The organism is Nocardiopsis sp. NPDC055551 (assembly GCF_053619415.1).
Genome location: NZ_JBSHJJ010000005.1, coordinates 25,872 through 46,496 on the forward strand (window position 1 = coordinate 25,872; position 20,625 = coordinate 46,496).

At 69.2% G+C, this 20,625-nt stretch carries 17 protein-coding genes and 1 tRNA gene; 11 read left to right on the forward strand and 7 right to left on the reverse strand.

Annotation, left to right across the window (positions count from 1 at the left end; translation table 11 throughout):
- Positions 1-333 precede the first annotated feature (333 nt).
- A complete protein-coding gene (locus ACWGSK_RS10565) occupies positions 334-1,710 on the forward strand; it encodes an NAD(P)/FAD-dependent oxidoreductase (RefSeq protein ID WP_358508845.1) in 1,377 nt (458 codons plus the stop codon).
- A 117-nt stretch (positions 1,711-1,827) separates the two neighbouring features.
- Positions 1,828-1,901: transfer RNA gene (locus tag ACWGSK_RS10570), tRNA-Leu, on the forward strand.
- Here ACWGSK_RS10570 and ACWGSK_RS10575 read toward each other — a convergent pair.
- On the reverse strand, positions 1,869-3,680 hold the full coding sequence (locus ACWGSK_RS10575; protein ID WP_358508843.1) for a helix-turn-helix domain-containing protein: 1,812 nt from the start codon (positions 3,678-3,680) through the stop codon (positions 1,869-1,871). The two genes, ACWGSK_RS10570 and ACWGSK_RS10575, sit on opposite strands and share 33 nt — an antisense overlap.
- Before the next feature lie 222 nt (positions 3,681-3,902).
- On the opposite strand from ACWGSK_RS10575, the gene pruA reads away from it, so the two are divergent.
- From pruA to ACWGSK_RS10590, 3 genes are all read left to right on the forward strand, one after another.
- On the forward strand, positions 3,903-5,528 hold the full coding sequence (gene pruA, locus ACWGSK_RS10580) for an L-glutamate gamma-semialdehyde dehydrogenase (protein ID WP_358508841.1): 1,626 nt from the start codon (positions 3,903-3,905) through the stop codon (positions 5,526-5,528).
- Between the two features lie 150 nt (positions 5,529-5,678).
- Entirely contained in the window at positions 5,679-6,605 is a 927-nt protein-coding gene (locus ACWGSK_RS10585) for a proline dehydrogenase family protein (protein ID WP_358508839.1), read from the forward strand.
- 158 nt (positions 6,606-6,763) lie between these two features.
- Complete coding sequence (locus ACWGSK_RS10590) at positions 6,764-7,681, forward strand: Bax inhibitor-1/YccA family protein (protein WP_358508837.1); 918 nt, start codon at positions 6,764-6,766, stop codon at positions 7,679-7,681.
- Between the two features lie 76 nt (positions 7,682-7,757).
- Here ACWGSK_RS10590 and ACWGSK_RS10595 read toward each other — a convergent pair whose 3' ends face one another.
- The 3 genes from ACWGSK_RS10595 to ACWGSK_RS10605 form a co-directional block, all read right to left on the reverse strand.
- Positions 7,758-8,009 (reverse strand): DUF4287 domain-containing protein, encoded by a 252-nt coding sequence (locus ACWGSK_RS10595; RefSeq protein WP_067607743.1) that lies wholly within the window; start codon positions 8,007-8,009, stop codon positions 7,758-7,760.
- Between the two features lie 237 nt (positions 8,010-8,246).
- Positions 8,247-9,467, reverse strand: coding sequence for an acetyl-CoA C-acetyltransferase (locus tag ACWGSK_RS10600; protein WP_358508835.1), 1,221 nt, complete (start codon positions 9,465-9,467; stop codon positions 8,247-8,249).
- 39 nt (positions 9,468-9,506) lie between these two features.
- Positions 9,507-10,562, reverse strand: a complete 1,056-nt coding sequence (locus ACWGSK_RS10605; RefSeq protein ID WP_358508834.1) for an SGNH/GDSL hydrolase family protein — start codon at positions 10,560-10,562, stop codon at positions 9,507-9,509.
- A gap of 322 nt (positions 10,563-10,884) precedes the next feature.
- Here ACWGSK_RS10605 and ACWGSK_RS10610 point away from each other — a divergent pair, with 322 nt between their 5' ends.
- From ACWGSK_RS10610 to ACWGSK_RS10620, 3 genes are all read left to right on the forward strand, one after another.
- Positions 10,885-12,252, forward strand: coding sequence for a cystathionine beta-synthase (locus ACWGSK_RS10610; RefSeq protein ID WP_358508832.1), 1,368 nt, complete (start codon positions 10,885-10,887; stop codon positions 12,250-12,252).
- A 139-nt stretch (positions 12,253-12,391) separates the two neighbouring features.
- Entirely contained in the window at positions 12,392-13,120 is a 729-nt protein-coding gene (locus tag ACWGSK_RS10615; protein WP_358508830.1) for an acyltransferase, read from the forward strand.
- 79 nt (positions 13,121-13,199) lie between these two features.
- Positions 13,200-14,345 (forward strand): cystathionine gamma-synthase, encoded by a 1,146-nt coding sequence (locus tag ACWGSK_RS10620; protein ID WP_358508829.1) that lies wholly within the window; start codon positions 13,200-13,202, stop codon positions 14,343-14,345.
- Positions 14,346-14,538: 193 nt separating this feature from the next.
- On the opposite strand, the gene ACWGSK_RS10625 is transcribed toward ACWGSK_RS10620, so the two are convergent.
- Positions 14,539-14,796, reverse strand: coding sequence for a hypothetical protein (locus ACWGSK_RS10625; protein WP_358508827.1), 258 nt, complete (start codon positions 14,794-14,796; stop codon positions 14,539-14,541).
- Between the two features lie 326 nt (positions 14,797-15,122).
- Here ACWGSK_RS10625 and ACWGSK_RS10630 point away from each other — a divergent pair, with 326 nt between their 5' ends.
- Complete coding sequence (locus ACWGSK_RS10630) at positions 15,123-15,854, forward strand: GntR family transcriptional regulator (protein WP_358508825.1); 732 nt, start codon at positions 15,123-15,125, stop codon at positions 15,852-15,854.
- Between the two features lie 8 nt (positions 15,855-15,862).
- A complete protein-coding gene (locus ACWGSK_RS10635; protein WP_358508824.1) occupies positions 15,863-16,675 on the forward strand; it encodes a GntR family transcriptional regulator in 813 nt (270 codons plus the stop codon).
- 7 nt (positions 16,676-16,682) lie between these two features.
- Here the strand turns inward: ACWGSK_RS10635 and ACWGSK_RS10640 are convergent, their stop codons facing one another.
- Together ACWGSK_RS10640 and ACWGSK_RS10645 are read right to left on the reverse strand one after the other, a co-directional pair.
- Complete coding sequence (locus ACWGSK_RS10640; RefSeq protein ID WP_452455720.1) at positions 16,683-17,810, reverse strand: VWA domain-containing protein; 1,128 nt, start codon at positions 17,808-17,810, stop codon at positions 16,683-16,685.
- Positions 17,811-17,824: 14 nt separating this feature from the next.
- Positions 17,825-19,246 carry a sigma 54-interacting transcriptional regulator gene (locus ACWGSK_RS10645; RefSeq protein WP_358508820.1) on the reverse strand — a complete coding sequence of 474 codons (1,422 nt, stop codon included), beginning with the start codon at positions 19,244-19,246 and terminating at the stop codon, positions 17,825-17,827.
- Positions 19,247-19,374: 128 nt separating this feature from the next.
- On the opposite strand from ACWGSK_RS10645, the gene ACWGSK_RS10650 reads away from it, so the two are divergent.
- A complete protein-coding gene (locus tag ACWGSK_RS10650; RefSeq protein ID WP_358508819.1) occupies positions 19,375-20,529 on the forward strand; it encodes an FIST signal transduction protein in 1,155 nt (384 codons plus the stop codon).
- Positions 20,530-20,625: the final 96 nt, after the last annotated feature.

Here is a 20,625-nt window from a genome sequence, read left to right on the forward strand (position 1 = left end):
GAATCCGGAGGGACTTCCGGGAGGTGCGCCCCGGGACCTTGGGTGAGACGTGTCACCCGTAGTCCTCTTGTGAATGCATTCACAACCCATCTGACCTGCGAAGACGTCTCTCGCATATGCCGTGGGGTGGTCTGAAGGTAGGCGGATGTGAACCTTCCTGCGGATGGCTGCTTGTGAAAGAATGCACAAGCGGCCTCCGCAAGAGGCGAAGGTAGGAGATCACGACTCGGAGGTCGGCCCGATCGCACTTGGTCGGGGAACCGAAGACCGTGACAGGCTTTGCGGCCCTTGAGGCAAGGGCGCCACAGGAATAACCGTTAGGGCGGAAATGCGATGACCGAGAGCAGGAACTACCGGCTGGTACACGGCGGCGGGGACGAGGCGGAGATCCCGCACATCCTCATCGTCGGGGGCGGTTACCTCGGGATGTACACCGCGAGGCGGCTGGAGAAGAAGTTGGGGGCCGGTGAGGCGCGCATCACCGTCATCGACCCCAACTCCTACATGACCTACCAGCCCTTCCTGCCCGAGACGGCCGCCGGCAGCATCTCCCCGCGCAACGTCGTGGTGCCGCTGCGCAAGGTCTTCGACCGTGTCCGCGTCCTCAGTGGCCGCGTCGTGCGCATCGACAGCGCCCAGAACACGGTCCGCTACGAGCCCAACGTCGGTGAACCCCAGACGATGGCCTACGACCACCTGGTCATGGCCGCCGGTGCCGTCTCCCGCACGCTGCCCATCCCCGGGCTCGCGGAGTGGGGCATCGGCATCAAGACCGTCGAAGAGGCCGCCTACCTGCGCAACCACGTCCTCAACCAGCTCGCCATCGCCGACTCCACCGACGACAAGGACGTGCGCGCCAAGGCGCTCAACTTCGTCTTCGTCGGTGGCGGTTTCGCCGGTGCCGAGGCCATCGCCGAGCTGGAGGACATGGTCCGCGACGCCGTTCGCGTGCACCCCTCGATCGAGCAGGACGAGGTGAACTTCTACCTCATCGAGGCCGCGGACAAGATCCTGCCCGAGGTCGGCCCCGAGGTCGGTGCGAAGGCCCTCAACCAGCTCCGTCGCCGCGACATCGACGTGCGTCTCAGCACGTTCCTGGAGTCGGCCGCCGACCAGCACATCAAGCTCAGCGACGGCACCGAGTTCGACGCCGGCACCCTGGTGTGGACCGCGGGCGTCAAGCCCAGCCCGGTCGTGTCCGCCAGTGACCTGCCCCTGGGCCCCAAGGGTCACGTCGACACCACCGAGTACCTGACCGTGAACGGCACCGACAACGTCTTCGCCGGTGGCGACAACGCCCAGGTGCCCGACGGCAAGGGCGGCTACTACCCGCCCAACGCCCAGAACGCGGTCCGTCAGGCCCCGGTGCTCGCCGGCAACGTCATCGCGACCCTGCGCGGCACCGATCTGAAGGCCTACAAGCACGACAACCTCGGGGCCGTCGCCGGTCTGGGCGTGCACAAGGGGGCCGCCCAGCTGTTCGGCAAGATCAAGCTGAACGGCCGTCTCGCCTGGTACGCGCACCGCGCCTACCACCTGCTCGCGGTGCCGACCTTCAACCGCAAGCTGCGGGTGCTCTCCGACTGGACGCTCTCCCTCTTCCTCAAGCGCGACTTCGCCGCGCTTCCCGAGATGGCCGAGCCCCGTCAGGCCTTCGAGGCGGCCAGCAGCCCGCAGGTCGAGGACGGTCGACTTCGTCGAGTGAGCTGACGCGCGTCACGAGAACACAGAAAACGGCCGGGTTCCACTGGAACCCGGCCGTTTTCTGTCCCCTTCCGGCCAAGCAGAACCAAAGTGGGCAATCGGCCCGGCCGGTATGATGGTGTCGCCCTCGTAGCCCAATGGCAGAGGCAGGCCCCCTAAAAGGGTCACAAGTGTCGGTTCGAGTCCGACCGAGGGTACTTCCGAGCGCGATCATCCAGGTCGTGTCGCTCCATGAGCAGCTGGAGCCAGGTGAACAACCGCTCGCCGGGATCACCCAGGTCGATGCCGCTGACGGCGGCCGCGCGCCGCACCCGGTAGCGCAGCGTGTTGGGGTGGACGTGCAACCGCTCGGCGGCGGAACGGGCGTCCCCGAACGCCTCCAGGTAGGCCAGCAACGAGTGCACCAGGTCGGCGCCCCCGGCACGGTCGTGCTCCATCAGCCGGCTCACCCGCGGGTCCCGCAGTGACGGATCCGCCCGAAGGTGCGCCAGGGTCTCGCTGATCAGCACCTGTGAGCGCACGTCGGAGATGGTCGCCACCTCCCAGTCGTCGTCCCGGTCCAGGTCGCGTTCCATGGCGTCCAGGACCCGGTCGGCCTCGCCGCGCGACTCGGGCACGTCGCCCAGCCGTTCCACCAGCGAACCCACCGCCGCCTGTACCCGAACGCCGAGCGCCGCGCGCGCCGCCGCCACCGTCCTGCGGGCCAGAGCCACCACCGACTGCTCCACCCCGCGCCACCCCTCACGGCCGCGGGCCAGATCCGGGAGCAGGACGTACACCCGCCCGTCCAGATCGGTGGTCAGGGAACCGCGCCGGTAGGCGGCGGTGTGCACCGACACCAGGTCGATGAGCCGGCGCCGACGCAACTCCCGTTCGGGGCGGTCGGCGCGTTCGCCGGTCCCGCCCTCGACGTCCTCGGACTCCGAACCTCGACGCGGTGAGAACGCGATCACCAGCGCCGCCCGGTCGGTGTGCACCTCGACGGTGTCGGCCAACGCGCTCGCGTCGATGCGTCCCTCCAACAGGCTCGACAACAGGTCCTCGCGCAGCCGCAGGCCCGCGCTGGCCTGGGTGCGCTGGCGGATCATGTGCAGCGCGGTGGTGCGGGCCGCGCCCAGGAGCGCCTCCTCCGCGTGCGCGGCCAGGGGTTCGGACCCCTCCTGCACCCAGATCGAGCCCAACGGTCGACGCCCCGCGTGGATGCCCACCGCCAGCCGGCGGCGGATGCCCAGTTCGGGGTGCTCGTCGACGCGCACGACCTCCTCGCCCGAGCGCAGTTTGGCGAACACGCCCCATTCGCGCAGCAGCGCCAGGTACGACTCGGGTCCCTGCCGGCCGAGCACCGACAGTCGGCGCAACTCGTCCACCTCGGCGCCGCTGGAGTAGGCCAGCACCCGGCTCGCGGCGTCCTCGATGCTCACCAACCCGCCGGTGAGGTGCGCGATGGTCTGCGCCATGGAGAACAGGTCGCCGCCCGCCTCCGACAGGTCCTCGGTGGCGGTCACCCGGGCGTCGTCCACGATGTGCTGGCACACCGACTGCAACTGGTCCCACCGCACCTCGGGTCGCACCGTCAACAACGCGATCCCGGCCTCCTGGGCTTCGGTCCGCAGGGCCAGCGCCTCCTCCACCGAGCGCTGGACGCGCCCCGACCTTTGCTCGGTCGGCGGAGGCAACACCTCCTGTGGCTGTGCGTGGACACCGGTCTTGACCGCGACCGCCGTCGCTCCCTGCTCGGCGAGCGTGCGCACCATGCTCCGTGCCCGGGAACCGCGCACCCCGATCAACAGCACGAGGTCGCCCTCCCGTGCCTCCACGCGATCCTCGGGGTCAAGGATGACGACCTTGTCCACCTGAACATCAAGTCCGTGGGGGGCTGCGGCCACGTCGACCACCGGGTCGCCGAGGGCGAGTAACAGCGCGCGCAGTGCGACGCCCTCTTCGACTTCCCCATCTTGACCATCCTGAACAGGCATGACGTGGTTCCTTCCCAAGGGTTTCCGGGGTATGGCACTACTGGGGCCACGGCTTCCCGGCTGTGGCGAAGTCGCATGCGAAAGTATCCCTGTTTGTTCTAGCGGACAAATAAGTCCGGCAAAGAGTGGCCCGGCCCACAAGGTAGGGATGTCCACGCTCTGAGACCGTTGAATCAGCCCAACCCTGCTCGTTCAGGGACATTCTTTCCAGGGAGGTGCCCCATGGACGCCGTGACCAACGTCCCGCTGCCGGTCAACGAACCCGTTCTCTCCTACGCTCCGGGTAGCCCCGAGCGCGTCGAGCTCGAAGCCAGGCTCGCGGAGCTCGGCCGCGAGAGCATCGACCTTCCGATGCGCATCAACGGTGAGAGCCGCATGGGCGGTGGCGAGCCCATCGACGCCGTTCAGCCGCACAAGCACGCGTCGGTCCTGGGCACGATGCGCAACGCCACCCAGGATGACGCCCGCGACGCCATCGCCGCCGCGAAGGCCGCGGCCCCCGCCTGGCGCGCGATGTCCTTCGACGACCGCGCCGCCATCATCCTGCGCGCCGCCGAGCTGCTCGCCGGCCCCTGGCGTGCCACGATCAACGCCGCCACCATGCTCGGTCAGTCGAAGACCGCCCAGCAGGCGGAGATCGACGCGGCCTGTGAGCTCATCGACTTCTGGCGCTTCAACGTCTCCTACGCCCGCGGGCTCATCGAGCAGCAGCCGCTGAGCGTCAAGGGCGTGTGGAACCGGATGGAGCAGCGTCCGCTGGAGGGGTTCGTCTACGCGATCACCCCCTTCAACTTCACCGCCATCGCCGGCAACCTGCCCACCGCCCCGGCCCTGATGGGCAACGTGGTCGTGTGGAAGCCGTCCCCGACCCAGCAGTTCGCCGCCGAGCTGACCATGCGCCTCCTGGAGGAGGCCGGTATGCCCCCGGGCGTCATCAACATGGTCACCGGTGACGGTCTGGCCGTCTCCGACGTCGCCCTCAACGACCCCGAACTGGCCGGTGTGCACTTCACCGGGTCCACCAAGACCTTCCAGCACCTGTGGAAGAGCGTCGGCGAGAACATCTCCAACTACCGCTCCTACCCGCGCATCGTGGGCGAGACCGGTGGCAAGGACTTCATCGTCGCCCACTCCTCCGCCGACCCGGAGGTGCTGCGCACCGCCATCGTCCGCGGCGCGTTCGAGTACCAGGGCCAGAAGTGCTCCGCCGCCTCGCGCGCCTTCGTCGCGCGTTCGGTGTGGGAGAAGATGCGCGACGACCTGGTCGCCGAGACCGAGGCCCTGACCATGGGCGACGTCACCGACCTGTCGAACTTCATGGGCGCCGTCATCGACCGTCGCTCCTTCGACAAGCTGGCCAAGGTCATGGAGGACGCCAAGTCCGACCCGACCCTGAACATCATCGCCGGCGGCACCGCCGACGACTCGGTCGGCTACTTCGTGCGCCCGACCATCATCGAGGGCACCGACCCGAGCAACGACGTCTTCCGCACCGAGTACTTCGGTCCGGTCGTCGCCGTCCACGTCTACGAGGACGACGACTTCGACGCGATCCTCAAGGTCGTCGACGAGGGCTCGGCCTACGCCCTGACCGGCGCCATCCTGGCCACCGACCGGGCGGCCGTGGCCAAGGCGACCGAGGCCCTGCGCTTCACCGCCGGCAACTTCTACATCAACGACCGCCCGACCGGCTCCATCGTCGGTCAGCAGCCCTTCGGTGGCGGTCGCGCCTCCGGCACCAACGACAAGGCGGGTTCGGCGCAGAACCTGTCCCGTTGGGCCAGCCCGCGCGCCATCAAGGAGACGTTCGTCGCGCCGACGATCTCCTCCTACCCCCACCAGGGGTAGTGCCCCGGGCGCGTACCTCCTCCTCCGTCCTGAGGAGGTGCGCGCCACATCCACGCCCCCCGAGGAACCCATCGGTGCGGCCGGGTCGACCGGCCGTGCTCCGTCCGCGCCGACCGCGACCGGTTCGCGCACGTCTTCTTCGAGGTCACCATGCTTCGTAAACCCCTGCTGCTCGCCGCCAGGTCCGCGACCTGCCGCAAGCTCGTCGAGCGCACGCCCATGACCCGGGCCATGGTCACCCGCTTCGTCGCGGGATCCACCCGGGAAGAGGCCCTGCCGGCCGTCCACGAGTTGGCCGAGGACCGCTACGTCACCCTGGACTTCCTCGGTGAGGACACCACCGACCTGTCCCAGGCCACCGCCACGGTCAACGCCTACCAGGACCTGCTCGCCGCCCTGGGCGAGGCCGGACTGGGCGACCGCGCCGAGGTCTCGGTCAAGCTGTCGGCCGTCGGTCAGTTCCTGAACGCGGACGGCGAGAAGATCGCGTTGGAGAACGCGCGCAAGATCGCGGAGGCCGCGAAGGCGATCGGCACCACGGTCACCCTCGACATGGAGGACCACACCACGGTCGACTCCACGTTGGGTCTCCTGCGCGAACTGCGCGAGGACTTCCCGTTCGTGGGCGCGGTGCTCCAGGCCTACCTGCGTCGCACCGTGGCCGACTGCCAGGACCTCAGCGGCGCCGGTTCCCGGGTGCGTCTGTGCAAGGGCGCCTACGACGAGCCCGAGTCCGTGGCCTACCGGGACAAGCGGGAGGTCGACAAGGCGTACGTGCGGGCCCTGCGCGTCCTCATGGAGGGCGAGGGCTATCCGATGGTGGCCTCGCACGACCCGCGGATGATCGCCATCGCCGGAGAGCTGGCCGCCACCAACGGCCGTGGCGCGGACGACTACGAGTATCAGATGCTGTACGGCATCCGGGACGCCGAACAGGTGCGCCTGGCCGCCGAGGGCAAGCGCATGCGCGTGTACGTGCCCTACGGCGACGAGTGGTACGGCTACTACATGCGTCGTCTGGCGGAGCGTCCCGCCAACATGCTCTTCTTCGCACGGTCGTTGATCACGCGCGGTTGAGCGACCGCCGAGCACGCGCTCGTGTCGACGGCCCGCCCCGTTCCCCGACGGCGCGGGCCGTCGCCGTTTCCCAACGGTGACCTTCTCTCGGAACCCGGACAGAGGCCCGTACGTTACTTTGTGGGCAGCAATCCACGCGTGAAAGGCCTTTACTAGACATGCGGATGCGCAGTTCCAACCCCGTCCTCAAGCGGGCGCTACAACAGCAGTCCGGGCCCGGCCAGGGCTACGGGCAGCAGGGCTATGGCCAGCCGGGGTACGGACAGCCGTACCCGCAGCAGGGTTACCCCCAGCAGGGCTACGGTCAGCCCGGTCACCCGCAGCAGGGCTATCCCCAGCAGGGTTACCCGCAGCAGGCGGCCGCCGACCAGCCGATGACCATCGACGACGTGGTCGTGCGCACGGGTATGACCCTGGGCGCGGTCGCGCTGTTCGGCGTCATCAACTACTTCCTCTTCATGAGCAACACGGGCCTGGGCATGGCGCTCATGTTCGTGGGCATGCTCGGTGGCCTCGTGCTGGGCCTGGTGATCGCGTTCAAGCAGATCACCAACCCGGTCGCGATCCTGAGCTACGCGGCTCTGGAGGGTCTGCTGGTCGGTGGCCTGTCCGCCTTCCTCGGCGCGACCCTCTCGGTCACCCTCAACGACCCGTCCGCGGGCACCTCACTGGTCTCCCAGGCCGTGATCGGCACGGTCGCGGTCTTCGCCGTGATGCTGGCGCTGTACAAGTTCCGGATCATCAAGGTGACCGACGGCTTCGTCAAGGCCGTCTCCTACGCCGTCATGGGCGCGGCGGCGCTGATGCTGGTCAACTTCGTGCTCAGCTTCTTCATCGCCGGTGGCATGGGCCTGCGTGGCCCCACCTGGCTGGGCCTGGGCGTGGGCATCGTGTTCGTCGTGCTGGCCGCCCTGACCCTGGCCATCGAGTTCCGTGGCATCGAGGAGGGCGTCGCCGCCGGCATTCCGAACAAGTTCGCCTGGCAGTTCGCCTTCGGTCTGACCGTCTCCCTGGTCTGGCTGTACATCGAGATCCTGCGTCTGCTCTGGATCATCAAGACGATGTTCGCCGAGTAGCGCTCGATCGTCCCGCACGGATGGGCCGCCCCGAAGACGCTTCGGGGCGGCCCTTTCTCGTTCGCCGTTCCCTGGGTCAGGAACCCTCGCGGCGCGGTGCCGGGATGGTCCGGTTCCTTCGGCGTCGGTCGTACTCGGTGACGATGGCCTGGGCGTAGCCGTGGGTGAGGTCGTACTCGTCGGCGAGCCAGTGTGACCGGTCCAAGGGGCGCAGCAGGCCCGGTCCCTTGTCGAGCGAGTCGAACCACTCGTGGAGTCCTCGGCCTGTCACGACCGGGATGCGTTCGATGAGCTTTGCGTGGATCTCCGGCGAGTGGGCAACCGACATAGGCACCTCCGCAGTGCGTTGGGCGTGTGGCACTTACCTGCGACCATGCATCAGGTTCACGGTTCGGACAAGACCTGGTCGCCGGCTTTTACCTTGCCGGAGCGGGAACGTTCTCCCAGAGGTGCTATACGGCCGAACCCGGAGGGAACTTCGACCTTTTCGCATGCTTTCGTCGGGCCGGGCGACGCGAAGGGCCCCGGACCGATCCGGTCCGGGGCCCCGAGAACGCTTCGCGGATCAGCTGAGGCGCTCGAAGACGGCCGCCATGCCCTGGCCGCCGCCGACGCACATGGTCTCCAGACCGAACGTCTTGTCGTGGAATCGCAGACCGTTGATCAGCGTGCCGGTGATGCGCGCGCCGGTGCTGCCGAACGGGTGGCCCACGGCGATGGCGCCGCCGTTGACGTTGAGCCGGGAGTCGATGTCGATGCCCAGCCGGTCGGCGGAGGGCAGCACCTGGGCGGCGAAGGCCTCGTTGATCTCGACCAGGTCGATGTCACCGATCGCCATGTTGGCGCGGGCCAGGGCCTGCTTGGAGGCCTCGACCGGGCCCAGGCCCATGATCTCGGGGCTCAGACCGGTCACGCCGGTGGAGACGATCCGGGCCAGCGGGGTCAGACCCAGCTGCTTGGCCTTGGTGTCGCTCATGATGACGAGGGCGGAGGCGCCGTCGTTGAGCGGGCAGGCGTTACCGGCGGTGACGCTGCCGTCGGGGCGGAAGACCGGCTTGAGCTGCGAGACCTTCTCGTAGGTGGTGCCGCGTCGGATGCCGTCGTCGGTGCTGACGACCGTGCCGTCGGGCAGGGTCACCGGGGTGATCTCCCGCTCCCAGAAGCCGTTGTCGAGGGACTTCTCGGCGAGGTTCTGCGAACGGACGGCGAACTCGTCCTGGCGCTGACGGGAGACGCCGGTGAGCTCGGCGACGTTCTCCGCGGTCTGGCCCATCTCGATGTAGGCGTCGGGCAGGAGGCCGGACTCGCGCGGGTCGGTCCAGTCGCCCTGGCCGCCCTCCTTGCGCTTCTCGGTGCGGGCCTTGGCGTCCGCGAAGAGCGGGTTCTCGTTCTGCGGGTTGTCGCTGCTGCCGTTGACGAAACGGCTGACGGTCTCCACACCGGCGGAGATGAAGACGTCGCCCTCACCGGCCTTGATGGCGTGGTAGGCCATCCGGGTGGTCTGCAACGAGGAGGAACAGTAACGGGTGATGGTGGTACCCGGAACGCTGTCCAGGCCCAGCTGCACGGCCACGATGCGGGCCATGTTGAAGCCCTGGTCACCACCGGGCAGACCACAGCCGAGCATGAGGTCGTCGATGCTCTCGGGGTCGAGCTCGGGGACCTTGGCCAGGGCCGCGCCGATGATCTGGGTGGTGAGGTCGTCCGGACGCATGTCCTTCAGGGAGCCCTTGAAGGCCCGGCCGATCGGGGAGCGCGCGGTGGCGACGATGACTGCTTCGGGCATGTTCCTCGTCCTTGTCGTGGGCACGTTATTACTGACCAGTTAACCCGTCGGGCGTTCCCGCGCGCCATCCGGGGTCCTCGTTCCCGAGTCCTTCGGATCGGGCCCTCGACCGTGTTCCCGGGGCGTGTCCCGGAGGCGGAACGGGCCGCGGATGAGGGCCGACCACCCGGAGCGCGAACCACTCGGTTCGGGGCCATCGGCCCGCGTGACCTCGGTTCCCGGGGTCTCGGAGGCGACCACGGCCGCGCGTTCGACCGGCAGGACGCCACGGGTGCGTTCGTCCTCGTCGAGTTCGGGCAGCAGTCCCAGGGCGGCGCACGCGGACGGAAGAACGACGAACGCGGCCTGGGCGTACCCGCGAGCCGACGGATGAAAACGGTCTGGTCCGAACATGGAACCAGGGTCCGTCCGAAAATCCTCGCCGAGGATGTCGCTCAGTGAGACGGTGCGCCCGCCGACCTCGGTGACCGCGATCGTCTGGGCGGCCGCCAGTTGGCGCGAGGCCCGCCTGGCCACCGACCGCAGTGGCCAGCCGATGGGGCGCACCGTTCCCAGGTCCGGGCAGGTCGCCACCACCACCGGTGTGCCCAGCCCCATCAGCTCCCGGGTGACGTCGCGCAGCGCCGCCACCGCGTCGTTGGGCCGTACCCGGCGGATCACGTCGTTGGCGCCGATGAAGACCACCGCCACGTCGAAGCGCCGGTCGGGCACGCGCGCCCCGGCCCGTTCGAGTTGGCGGCCGAGGTCGGCCGAGGTGGCGCCCGGCTTGGCCGTGCAGCGCAGCCGCACCGGACGATCGGAGGCCGCGGCGATCCCCGCGGCCAGCATCACGCCGGGTGTCTCACCCGCCTCCTCCACGGCGAACCCGGCGGCGGTGGAGTCGCCGATCATCAACAGCCGCAGTGGCGGTCCGTCCCCGTCGCCGTAGGTGCCGTCGGCGCGGGGCCGCTTCCACTCGGTCACGCCGATGGCGTTCTTGGCCAGCCTGGCCTGGAGGTAGAGCAGGGCCAGCGTGCCCCCGCCCACGAGCGTGAGGCCGCCTCCACCGAAGGCGGTGGCGGCGGCGATGCGTCGGGCTCGCGTGGCTCGCAGCATGCGGAGGTCACCCCCGGTGAGTAGGACCCGCCTCAGGCACCGGCGAGCCGGTCGTCCACCGACGTTACCGGCGGGGAACCCGGTGGTCACGTACCTTGGCGGCACACAAGTCGCGCCTTCGGGACACCTGCTCGATACGTTCGCGAGGGTGGGGCCGGTCGGTTCGGTGCTTCGCGCCAGGTGAGGCGGAACGAACCCCCGAGAACACGCCCTAGAGTTCAGGGTGGGGGAGACCGGAACGGTCCCCACCGGCCTCGGGTGTCACCGGGGATGCGAGACAGGCGGGCCGAAGACCCGGTCGCCACTATGCGAAGGAGCGAAGTTGCGGGTACACGACTCACTCATCGACCTGGTCGGGGACACCCCGTTGGTTCGTCTGCGGAAGGTCACCGAGGGACTGGCCCCGACGATCCTGGCGAAGGTCGAGTACTTCAACCCGGGCGGGTCGGTCAAGGACCGCATCGCGCTGCGCATGGTCGAGGCCGCCGAGAAGAGCGGCGCGCTCAAGCCGGGCGGCACGATCGTGGAGCCCACCTCGGGCAACACCGGCATCGGTCTGGCGATGGTCGCCCAGGAGAAGGGCTACCGCTGCGTCTTCGTCTGCCCGGACAAGGTCGGCCCGGACAAGCTGTCGGTGCTGCGGGCCTACGGTGCCGAGGTCGTGGTCTGCCCGACCACGGTCGCGCCGGAGCACCCCGAGTCCTACTACTCGGTCTCGGACCGGCTGGCCCAGGAGATCCCCAACGCCTGGAAGCCCAACCAGTACGAGAACCAGAACAACCCCGATTCGCACTACCACTCCACGGGCCCGGAGATCTGGGACCAGACCGAGGGCCGCATCACGCACTTCGTGGCGGGCATCGGCACCGGTGGAACCATCAGCGGCACCGGTCGCTACCTCAAGGAGGCCTCCGAGGGGCGCGTGCAGGTCGTGGGAGCCGACCCCGAGGGTTCGGTCTACTCGGGCGGAAGCGGTCGCCCCTACCTGGTCGAGGGCGTGGGCGAGGACATCTGGCCCGGCACCTACGACACGGCGATCTGCGATGACATCGTGGCGGTCAGCGACAAGGACTCGTTCCTGATGACCCGTCGCCTGGCCAAGGAGGAGGGCCTGCTGGTGGGCGGCTCCTGCGGTCTGGCGGTGGAGGCGGCGCTGCGTGTGGCCGAGACGGCCGGGCCGGACGACGTCATCGTCGTGCTGCTGCCGGACGGCGGCCGCGGCTACCTCGGCAAGATCTTCAACGACGAGTGGATGTCCGACTACGGCTTCCTGTCGGCCGAGACCGAGGAGGCCACCGCGGGCAAGGTGCTGGGCGACAAGGAGGGCGAGATGCCCGACTTCGTGCACAGCCACCCGGACGAGACCGTTGGCACCGCCGTGGCGATCATGCGCGAGTACGGCGTCTCCCAGCTGCCGGTGATGAAGGAGGAGCCGCCGGTCATGGCGGCCGAGGTCGTGGGTTCCATCGCCGAGCGCGACCTGCTGGACGCCCTCTTCGACGGCCGCGCGGACCTGGACGACCTGGTGGAGACCCACATGGCCAAGCCGCTGTCCACGGTGGGCACCGGAACCCCGGTGAGCGACTGCGTGCGTCTGCTGCGCAGGTCGGGCGCCCTGGTGGTGCTGCGCGACGGCAAGCCGGTGGGGATTCTCACCCGTCAGGACCTGCTGGCGCACCTTTCCGGCTGAAGGTAGCGGCCTTCGCGCACCGGGTCTCGAACGTTGTTCGGGGCCCGGTTTTCACGTACCGGACAGGGTGCCGCATACTCGGACACTGCTAATGTTCGTCGCATTGGTATTTACTGGCCGGTAATAAGTAGGTGCACCCGTGTCCCGGCTCCTCAACTGGATCATCCGTTCCGTCTGGTCGTACGCACGCACCCACGGTGAGATCCGTGCGGAGTCGAAGGCCGGCCGTAGGTTCGCCCGCTTCGGCAGTGGTTCGGCCATCGCCTTTCCCATCGCCACCCTGTACGGCGAACCCTGGATCGAGATCGGGGTGCACACCGTCCTGGGCGGCGACATCACCCTGGCCGCGGGGATGGGCCCCGACTACGACCTCGGCGAGGGCTCCGTCGTGCGCATCGGGTCAGGGTGCGCGATCGGCCGCGGCTCGCACGTGGTCGCCCACCGGTCCGTCGACATCGGTGACCACGTCTACACCGGGCCCTACGTCTACATCACCGACCAGAACCACTCCTACGCCAACACCGACATCCCCGTCGGCCTGCAGTGGCCGGTGGACGACCCGGTGAGCATCGGCGCCGGGAGCTGGCTGGGCGCCAACTCCGTGATCCTGCCCGGCGTGCACCTGGGGCAGAACTCGGTGGTCGCCGCCGGCACGGTGGTACGCCCCGGCACCTACCCCGACCACGCCGTCATCGCCGGGATCCCGGGCAAGGTCGTGCGCGCCCACGATCCCGAGCTGGGCTGGGACCCGCCGCTGCGCGGCACCGGGACGCCCACCCGCGTGCCCACCCCGGTGACCGGTCTGCCGCCCGAGGCTCCCGCCGAACCACCGGAACCGGGCTCGCCCACCCGTTTCCCGCCGGCCTGACCGTCCCGCCCGTCCGGAGTATGAGACCTCCCAGTTGACAGCGGGTCCCGTGTGGATCCTGGGCACTATTGTTGGCCCCATGAAGTTCGATGGGTTTGAAACGCTGGCCATCCACGCGGGGCAGGAGCCGGACGCCGGCACCGGCGCCGTGGTGGTGCCGATCTACCAGACGAGTACCTACGCCCAGGACGGCGTCGGCGGGATGCGGCAGGGATACGAGTACTCCCGCACCGCCAACCCCACGCGCACCGCGCTGGAGGAGTGCCTCGCCGCCCTGGAGGCCGGATCGCGCGGGCTCGCCTTCGCCTCCGGCATGGCCGCCGAGGACACCCTGCTGCGCACGGTCCTCTCCCCGGGCGACCACGTCATCATCCCCGGCGACGCCTACGGGGGCACCTTCCGGCTGATCTCCAAGGTGGTCGAGCGCTGGGGTGTCAGCTGGGACGCGGTCGATCAGACCGACGTCGACGCGGTGCGGGACGCCATGCGCCCGAACACCAAGGTCGTGTGGACCGAGACGCCCACCAATCCGCTGTTGGGCATCACCGACATCGAGTCGGTCGCCCAGGTCGCGCACGACGGTGGCGCCCTGTACGTCGTGGACAACACGTTCGCCTCGCCCTACCTGCAGCGGCCGATCACGCTGGGCGCGGATGTGGTCGTGCACTCCACCACCAAGTACGTCGGTGGCCACTCCGACGTGGTCGGTGGAGCGCTGGTCGTCGCCGACGCCGAGTTGGGCGAGCGGCTGGCCTTCCACCAGAACACCATGGGAGCTATTCCGGGCCCCTTCGACTCCTGGCTGACCCTGCGCGGTGCCAAGACCCTCGGGGTGCGGATGGACCGCCACAGCGAGAACGCCGAGCGCGTCGTGGCCGCCCTGGAGGGCCACCCCGCGGTGCGACGTGTGTACTACCCGGGGTTGGAGTCGCACCCGGGGCACAAGATCGCCGAGCGGCAGATGCGTTCCTTCGGTGGGATGGTCTCCTTCGCTCTGCGCGATGGGGAGAAGGCGGCACTGGAGCTGTGTGAGCGGACCAAGGTCTTCACGCTCGGGGAGTCCCTGGGCGGGGTCGAGTCCCTCATCGAGCACCCGGGGCGGATGACCCACGCCTCGACGGCGGGTTCACCGCTGGAGGTACCGGCGGATCTGGTGCGGATCTCCGTGGGCATCGAGTCCGGGGATGACCTGGTCGCCGATCTGTTGCAGGCGTTGGAGGGCTGATCCCTCTCGGGGCCCGCGCGGCGCTGCCGCGCGGGTTCCCCGGCGTCGTTGCCGGGCCCGTCGCGGCGTACTTCGGCCTCGCGGCCGTCATCGCGACCCACGTGGTCGGGGCGGGTCGTGAGCGCGGTCGTGGGGGGATGACTCCGAGCCGGAGTCCTGGACCCTGGGAGGATCACCGCCGGGGTTCTTCTCCTCAGGCCGCGGTGGGCGTGCGGTCCTGGGTGGGAAGGGGCGCGGTGTCGTCGGTGGTCTCGTCGTCGCGGAAGTGCAGGCCGCAGACGAAACGGCTGGTGTGGGACAGGGCGCTGTCGTTGTCGTCGTCTCGCAGCGAGCGGTAGCTGCCTCGGCTGTCCTGACGGCGGATGCCGATGGAGACGGCCAGGAAGAAGCCGACCGCGAGGCCGAGGAGGATCAGGCCGACGAAGGTCAAAGCGATGAACGTGTTCTCCATTGCGGTTCTCCTAAGGGGTGTGGAGAGTCTTTTCTGCTATCCGGTCGGCCCCCCTGTGAACCGAGGGGGCGTTGGCTGTGATCTCAAGGTGTGAAGGCTTCCCTCTTGCTGTTCGGTGCTGTTGTTCTGTGTGGGATCGGTGGGGAGTGGGTCGTCCCCCGGGTTTTCTCGGCCGAGTGACCGAGAGAGGGATCCACTGTGTACTCCGGGTGGCCTTCAACTAATATGGGTTCAACGGAACTGGTTGAACTTGTTCGGCTGGTGTAGCTCTCAGCTTGTTGGTACAGGTTGAGTTGTTGGTCTTTTACCCCTATGAGGGCGGACTTATGCGGGCAGAAAGCCGATATCGACAGATCGCTCGAACTCTGCGCAGGGAGATCCAGGAGGGAAGCCTCCCGCAGGGGGGTCAACTGCCCTCCGAGAAGCAGATGGAGGAGCGCTTCGAGGCCTCCCGCAACACCATCCGTCTGGCCCTGGGCATGCTGCGCAACCAGGGCCTCATCGTGAGCAGACCCGGGCGCGGCCATTACGTGCAGGACGTGGTCCCCGAGATCTTCTACGCCACCCGCAGTCGTGGCGGCCCCGGCGGGTTCAACGAACCCAACCTCGCCGGGCTGACCCTGGAGGAACTCCAACTCCTCAGCGCCAACTCCGACATCGCCCCACGGCTGCGCGTCCCGGAGGGCACCATGACGGTCGTCCGACACCTGCACCGCTTCGCCGGAGACCGATCCGGTTCCGTCAGCTCCGCGTTCTATCCCATGGACCTGGTCGAGGGCACCCCGCTCATGCTGCCCGAGGACGTGGAGAGCGCCCTGGAGGTCCTCATGGACCACGGCCACCGCCAGGTCGGCTACGTGGACGAACTGGAGACCCGGATGCCCACGCCCCAAGAGGCGAGCCAACTGGAGCTCACCCCCGGGGTGCCGGTCCTGGAGGTCCACCGCACCGACTACTCCGAGGACCGTCCCATCCGGTTGGTGCACACTGTGTACGCGGGGAACAGCATTCGCTACCAGTACGAGCACGGCGACCTCAACGCCTACCACCGGGACTGATGCATCGCATGAGCACACCGAAGAAGACGCTGGTCGCCGACCACCTGCGCGAGGCCCTCGCCAGAGGCGACTACGAGCCGGGCGAGCGACTACCCGGCGAGGAGGACCTCGCCGACGACCTCGGGGTCTCCCGCGCCACGGCGCGCCTGGGCATGCGCATCCTCCAGGACGAGGGGCGCATCGACATCGTCCCCGGCCGTGGGGCGTTCGTCGCCGACCACCAGCCGTTCCTCCACCTGGCCACCCCGGTCTCCGGCGGCAGCGACTCCGAGCGCTTCGAAGCCGGCTACCAGCCCCGACTGTTGCAGGCCGGCTACCACGACATCGACGAGAAGATCAAGGTCAGCCTGGACACCATGCGGCCCAAGGTGGCCAAGCGGTTGCGCCACGAAGCCGACGACCGGACACAGCACGGCGGCCTCGTCGTGATCCGTTCCTCCGACCGCTTCGTCGACGGAAGTCTCTGGCAGTCCCAGATCACCTACTTCCCGTTCTCGATCGCCTCTGGAACCGCGCTCATGTCCCCCGAACCCTTGGAGGGCGGAGTGTCGGCGGTCATGCGCGACCTGGGCTTCCGCGAGAGCTGGAACTGGGACATCGTGGGTGCGCGCATGCCCTCGCCGGACGAGGCCGAGGCCTTCGGGCTGGGCCCCGGTATCCCACTGCTGGTGCAGGAACGGTCCGCCTACGACGGGGACCGACCACTGCGCTTCACCGAGACGCTCATGCCGGCCAACCGCCACCAGTTGCTGTACTCGGGCGGCGACGCCCCCGAGGAGCTTCTGCTCATGGCCTCGGACGTCAACATCTTCGAGCGCTGATCCCGGTTCAGTCCTTCCCGTCGAGGTAACGCCCGACCACCAGTGCCCCCAGGGCCTCGGCGTCGGCGTTCACCACACGCACCCCGCGTCGCCGCTCCAACAGCTCCCGGAAGGCGCGCAACCGGGGATCGTCGGCCAACAGGAAGAACGTCAACTCCGTACCCTCCGCCAACGCCGCGTCCAGCTCGGCCGTGGTGACCTCCACCGTGCGCGGGGTGGGCGGCCAGGCGAACCGCGCGTCGCCGTCCTCGCCCAGGTGCGCCGTGGGCTCCCCGTCGGTGACCACCATGATCACCGGACGCAACCCCCGGTGTCGCCGCAGGTGGGCACGGGCCAGGTGCAGCGCGTGCTGGAGGTTGGTGCCGGGCACCCGACGCCAGTCGTGTTCGACCAACTCCGCGGGCGTCATCTCCCGGGCCCGGTCGTCGAACCCGATCACCAGCATCCTGTCCTCGGGCCGCCGGGTCCGCACCAGGGTGTGCAGGGCCAGGGCCGTGCGGGTGGCGGCCTCGTGCAGGCCGCGCGTGGTCATCGAATGGGACAGGTCGACCAACAGGCACACCGCGGCCGCGCCGGTCGGTTCGGTCTCCGTGTAGCGCAGGTCGTCGGTGCGCAGGGGCGCGCCGTCGGCCGCCGTGAGGTCTCCCGCGGCGGCGCGTCGCACCATGGCCGCGCGCATGGTGGCCACGGGATCCAAGGGACGGTCGAGGCCGTCGTGCCGCACACTCGCGCCGGTCGTTTCGCCGGCGTTCCCGGAACCGCCCCGGTGGCCTCCGCCCCGCACGCTCGGCGCCGCCTCGATCTCGGCCAACGCCACCTCGCCCAGCCGGCGCAGCTCGCGTGGGGTCAACCCGTGGTCGGCCTCGTCCAACCGGTCCAGTCGTTCCCGCCCCTGGGCGCCCAGCAGGGCGCTCAACGCCAAGGCGTCCACCTCGTCCAGGGCGGAGCGCTCTCCGGCCGCGTAGCGTTCCAGGGCCTCCTCGGCCGCGACCAACGGCGCCGAGTCCCGATCGACGAGTTCGGCGGAGATCAGCGCGCGCAGCTCATCGGCGGCGCGCACCGCCTCACCCGGCGGTGGTTCCTCGTCGGCCAACGGGTCGGCCCCGCCCATGTACGCCCGGTACCGAAACCTCACACCACACGCCCCTCTCAGAACCGGTACACGCCACCGTCGGGCGCGGTGTCCTTGGACAGTCGTCGTTCCAGGTACAGCCCCTCCAACGCGAACTCCACCACGGCCGCGGCCAGCCCAGGTGTGGGCGGCCCGTCCGTCTCCTCCGGGGCCGCCCGTTCGATCAGTCCGGCCAGACCCGGCACCGTTCCCACCCGGCGCAGCAGCTCGGCGGCGCCCACCAGGTCACCGCTCTCCACCGTGCCACCGCCGGCGAAACGGTCGCTCAACGGTTCCAGGTCGGCCTCGCCCATCCTGGCCCGGAAGGTCTCGGCGATGGCGCGGCGCAACAGCGTCTCCAAGATCGAGGACTCACGTCCCTCCATCCCGGTCTCGAACTCGACTTTGCCCAGGAGGGGTTCGGCCACCCCCGCCAGGTCGCAGACCCGTGCCACCGGCACTTCCTCACCGATCAACGCCGCGCGACGCAGGGCCGAGGCCGCCACGGTCTCGGCGGCGGCCACGGTCAGCCGCACCGACACCCCCGACCGTTGGTCCACCCGATTGGAATCGCGCACCAGGCGGGCGAATCGGGCCACCGTCTCCAACAGGTGTGAGGGCACGACCGTGCCCTCGGACAGATCCGCCTCCTGCCGCAACAGAGCCAACTCGTGGTCGAGGTCGGGTGGGTAGTGGGTGCGCACCTGGGCGCCGAAGCGGTCCTTGAGCGGGGTGACGATCCGTCCCCGGCTCGTGTAGTCCTCCGGGTTGGCGCTGGCCACCAACAGCAGGTCCAGCGGCAGCCGCAGGTTGTAGCCGCGCACCTGGAGGTCGCGTTCCTCCAACACGTTGAACAGCGCGACCTGGACCCGCGCCGGCAGGTCGGGCAGCTCGTTGACACAGAAGATCCCCCGGTTGGCCCGGGGCAGCAGCCCGTAGTGGATCGTCTCCGGATCGCCGAGGGAGCGGCCCTCGGCCAGCCGGGCCGGGTCGACGTCGCCGACCAGTTCGGCGGTACCGGTGTCGGGGGTCGCCAGTTTCTCGCCGTAGCGTTCGTCCCGGTGCCGCCAGCGCACCGGGAGTTCATCGCCTTCGGCCGTGGATCGGCGGAGACAGGACGGACAGGTCGGCGCGTAGGGATGACAGGAGATCGGGCAGTCCGCCACCGTGGGAGACCACTCGTCGAGCAGCCCCGACACCGTGCGGATCAGCCGGGTCTTGCCCTGCCCGCGTTCCCCGAGCAGCACCACGTCGTGGCCGGCGATGAGCGCCCGCTCCAGTTGGGGCAGCACCGTGTGGTCGAACCCGTGGACACCGGGGAAGCGGGGCAGCCCCGAGCCCATGCGGGCCAGGAGGTTCTCGCGGACCTCGGCCGCGGTGGACCGGTGGACATGGCCGGACCCGCGCAGTGCGCCGAGGGTGCGCGCGAACCCGCCTGGAGGTGGTGAGGCATAGGTCACGGCAAGCAGTGTAGGCCCGGGAGAGTTTGAGGGGCCAGATGCAGGAAAGTCCCTGGGGGACGAATGGAAGAATGGGGCCGTGAGGTTCCCATGGCCGGTGTCGTGGCCGGCCGTAGACGGGGGTGGCAGTGACAAGGTTCGGCGATGCTCTGACGACGGGGGCCGACCTCGTGAACGCGGCCGAGCGTGCTGTTCTCCACGCACTGGAACAGGTGGATGGACTCGCCGATCTCGTGTGCTTCTTCGTCAGTGGGGCGGATCCCGACGAGGTCTCGCTCGCGGGCTTGAAGGTCATGGAGTTGTCCGGCGGCGCGATCACCCTGGGCTGCAGTGGGAGCGGTGTGGTCGGCGGCGGTCGCGGTGTGGAGGGACAGGGCGCCGTGAGCGTCTGGGCCGCTCGCCTTCCCGACGTGGAGTTCACCCCGTTCCGGCTGGACACGGTGGTGGAGGAGGAGCAGCTCGCGGTGGTGGGCATGCGCGAACCCGGACCGAACGACCGGGTCGGCATCCTGCTCACCAACCCCTACGAGTTCCCCACCCAGGCGTTCGTCCGTGAGACCACCGCCGCCTTGGGCGGGCTGCCGCTGGTCGGCGGGATGGCCGACGGCATGCGCGGTGAGGAGTCGGTACGGCTGTTCAGCGACGGCGAGGTGGTGGACAACGGCGCCATCGGCGTCCTCATCGGTGGTGAGGGTGTGCTGGGCACCGTGGTCAGCCAGGGCTGTCGCCCGGTCGGCCCGGCCATGACCGTCACCAAGGCCGAGGGCAACCTCCTCCTCGAACTGGCCGGGGGCAACGCCTACGAGAAGCTGGAGGAGCTGGTCGAGGAGCTCTCCGACGAGGACCGTGAGCTCGCCGAACGTGGACTGCACATCGGGGTGGCCATGGACGAGTACGCCGAACAACACGAACACGGTGACTTCCTCGTACGGAGCCTGGTGGGCGCCGACCCCGAGTTGGGCGCGTTGACCATCGGCGACATGGTGGAGATCGGACAGACCGTCCGCTTCCAGGTCAGGGACGCCGGCACCGCCGACGAGGACTTCGCCCGCAGACTGACCGAGTTCGGGGCCGAACACGCCGTCGGCGGCGGGCTGCTGTTCTCCTGCAACGGTCGAGGCGATGGCCTGTTCACCCGCGCCGACCACGATGTGCTCGCGGTCCGGCGGATCCTGGGCGCCGCTCCGGTGGCGGGGTTCTTCGCGGCGGGGGAGATCGGACCGGTCTCCGGGGTGAACCACGTACACGGGTTCACCGCCTGCCTGCTGGCCTTCGCTCCCTGACGCATCCGGTAGGACCACGATCGTCTCATTCCAAGTCGGACTTTTACCGCCGTATCACCAACACCCGACGTGGGCTCCTTGAGTGTGCGCGCGTTC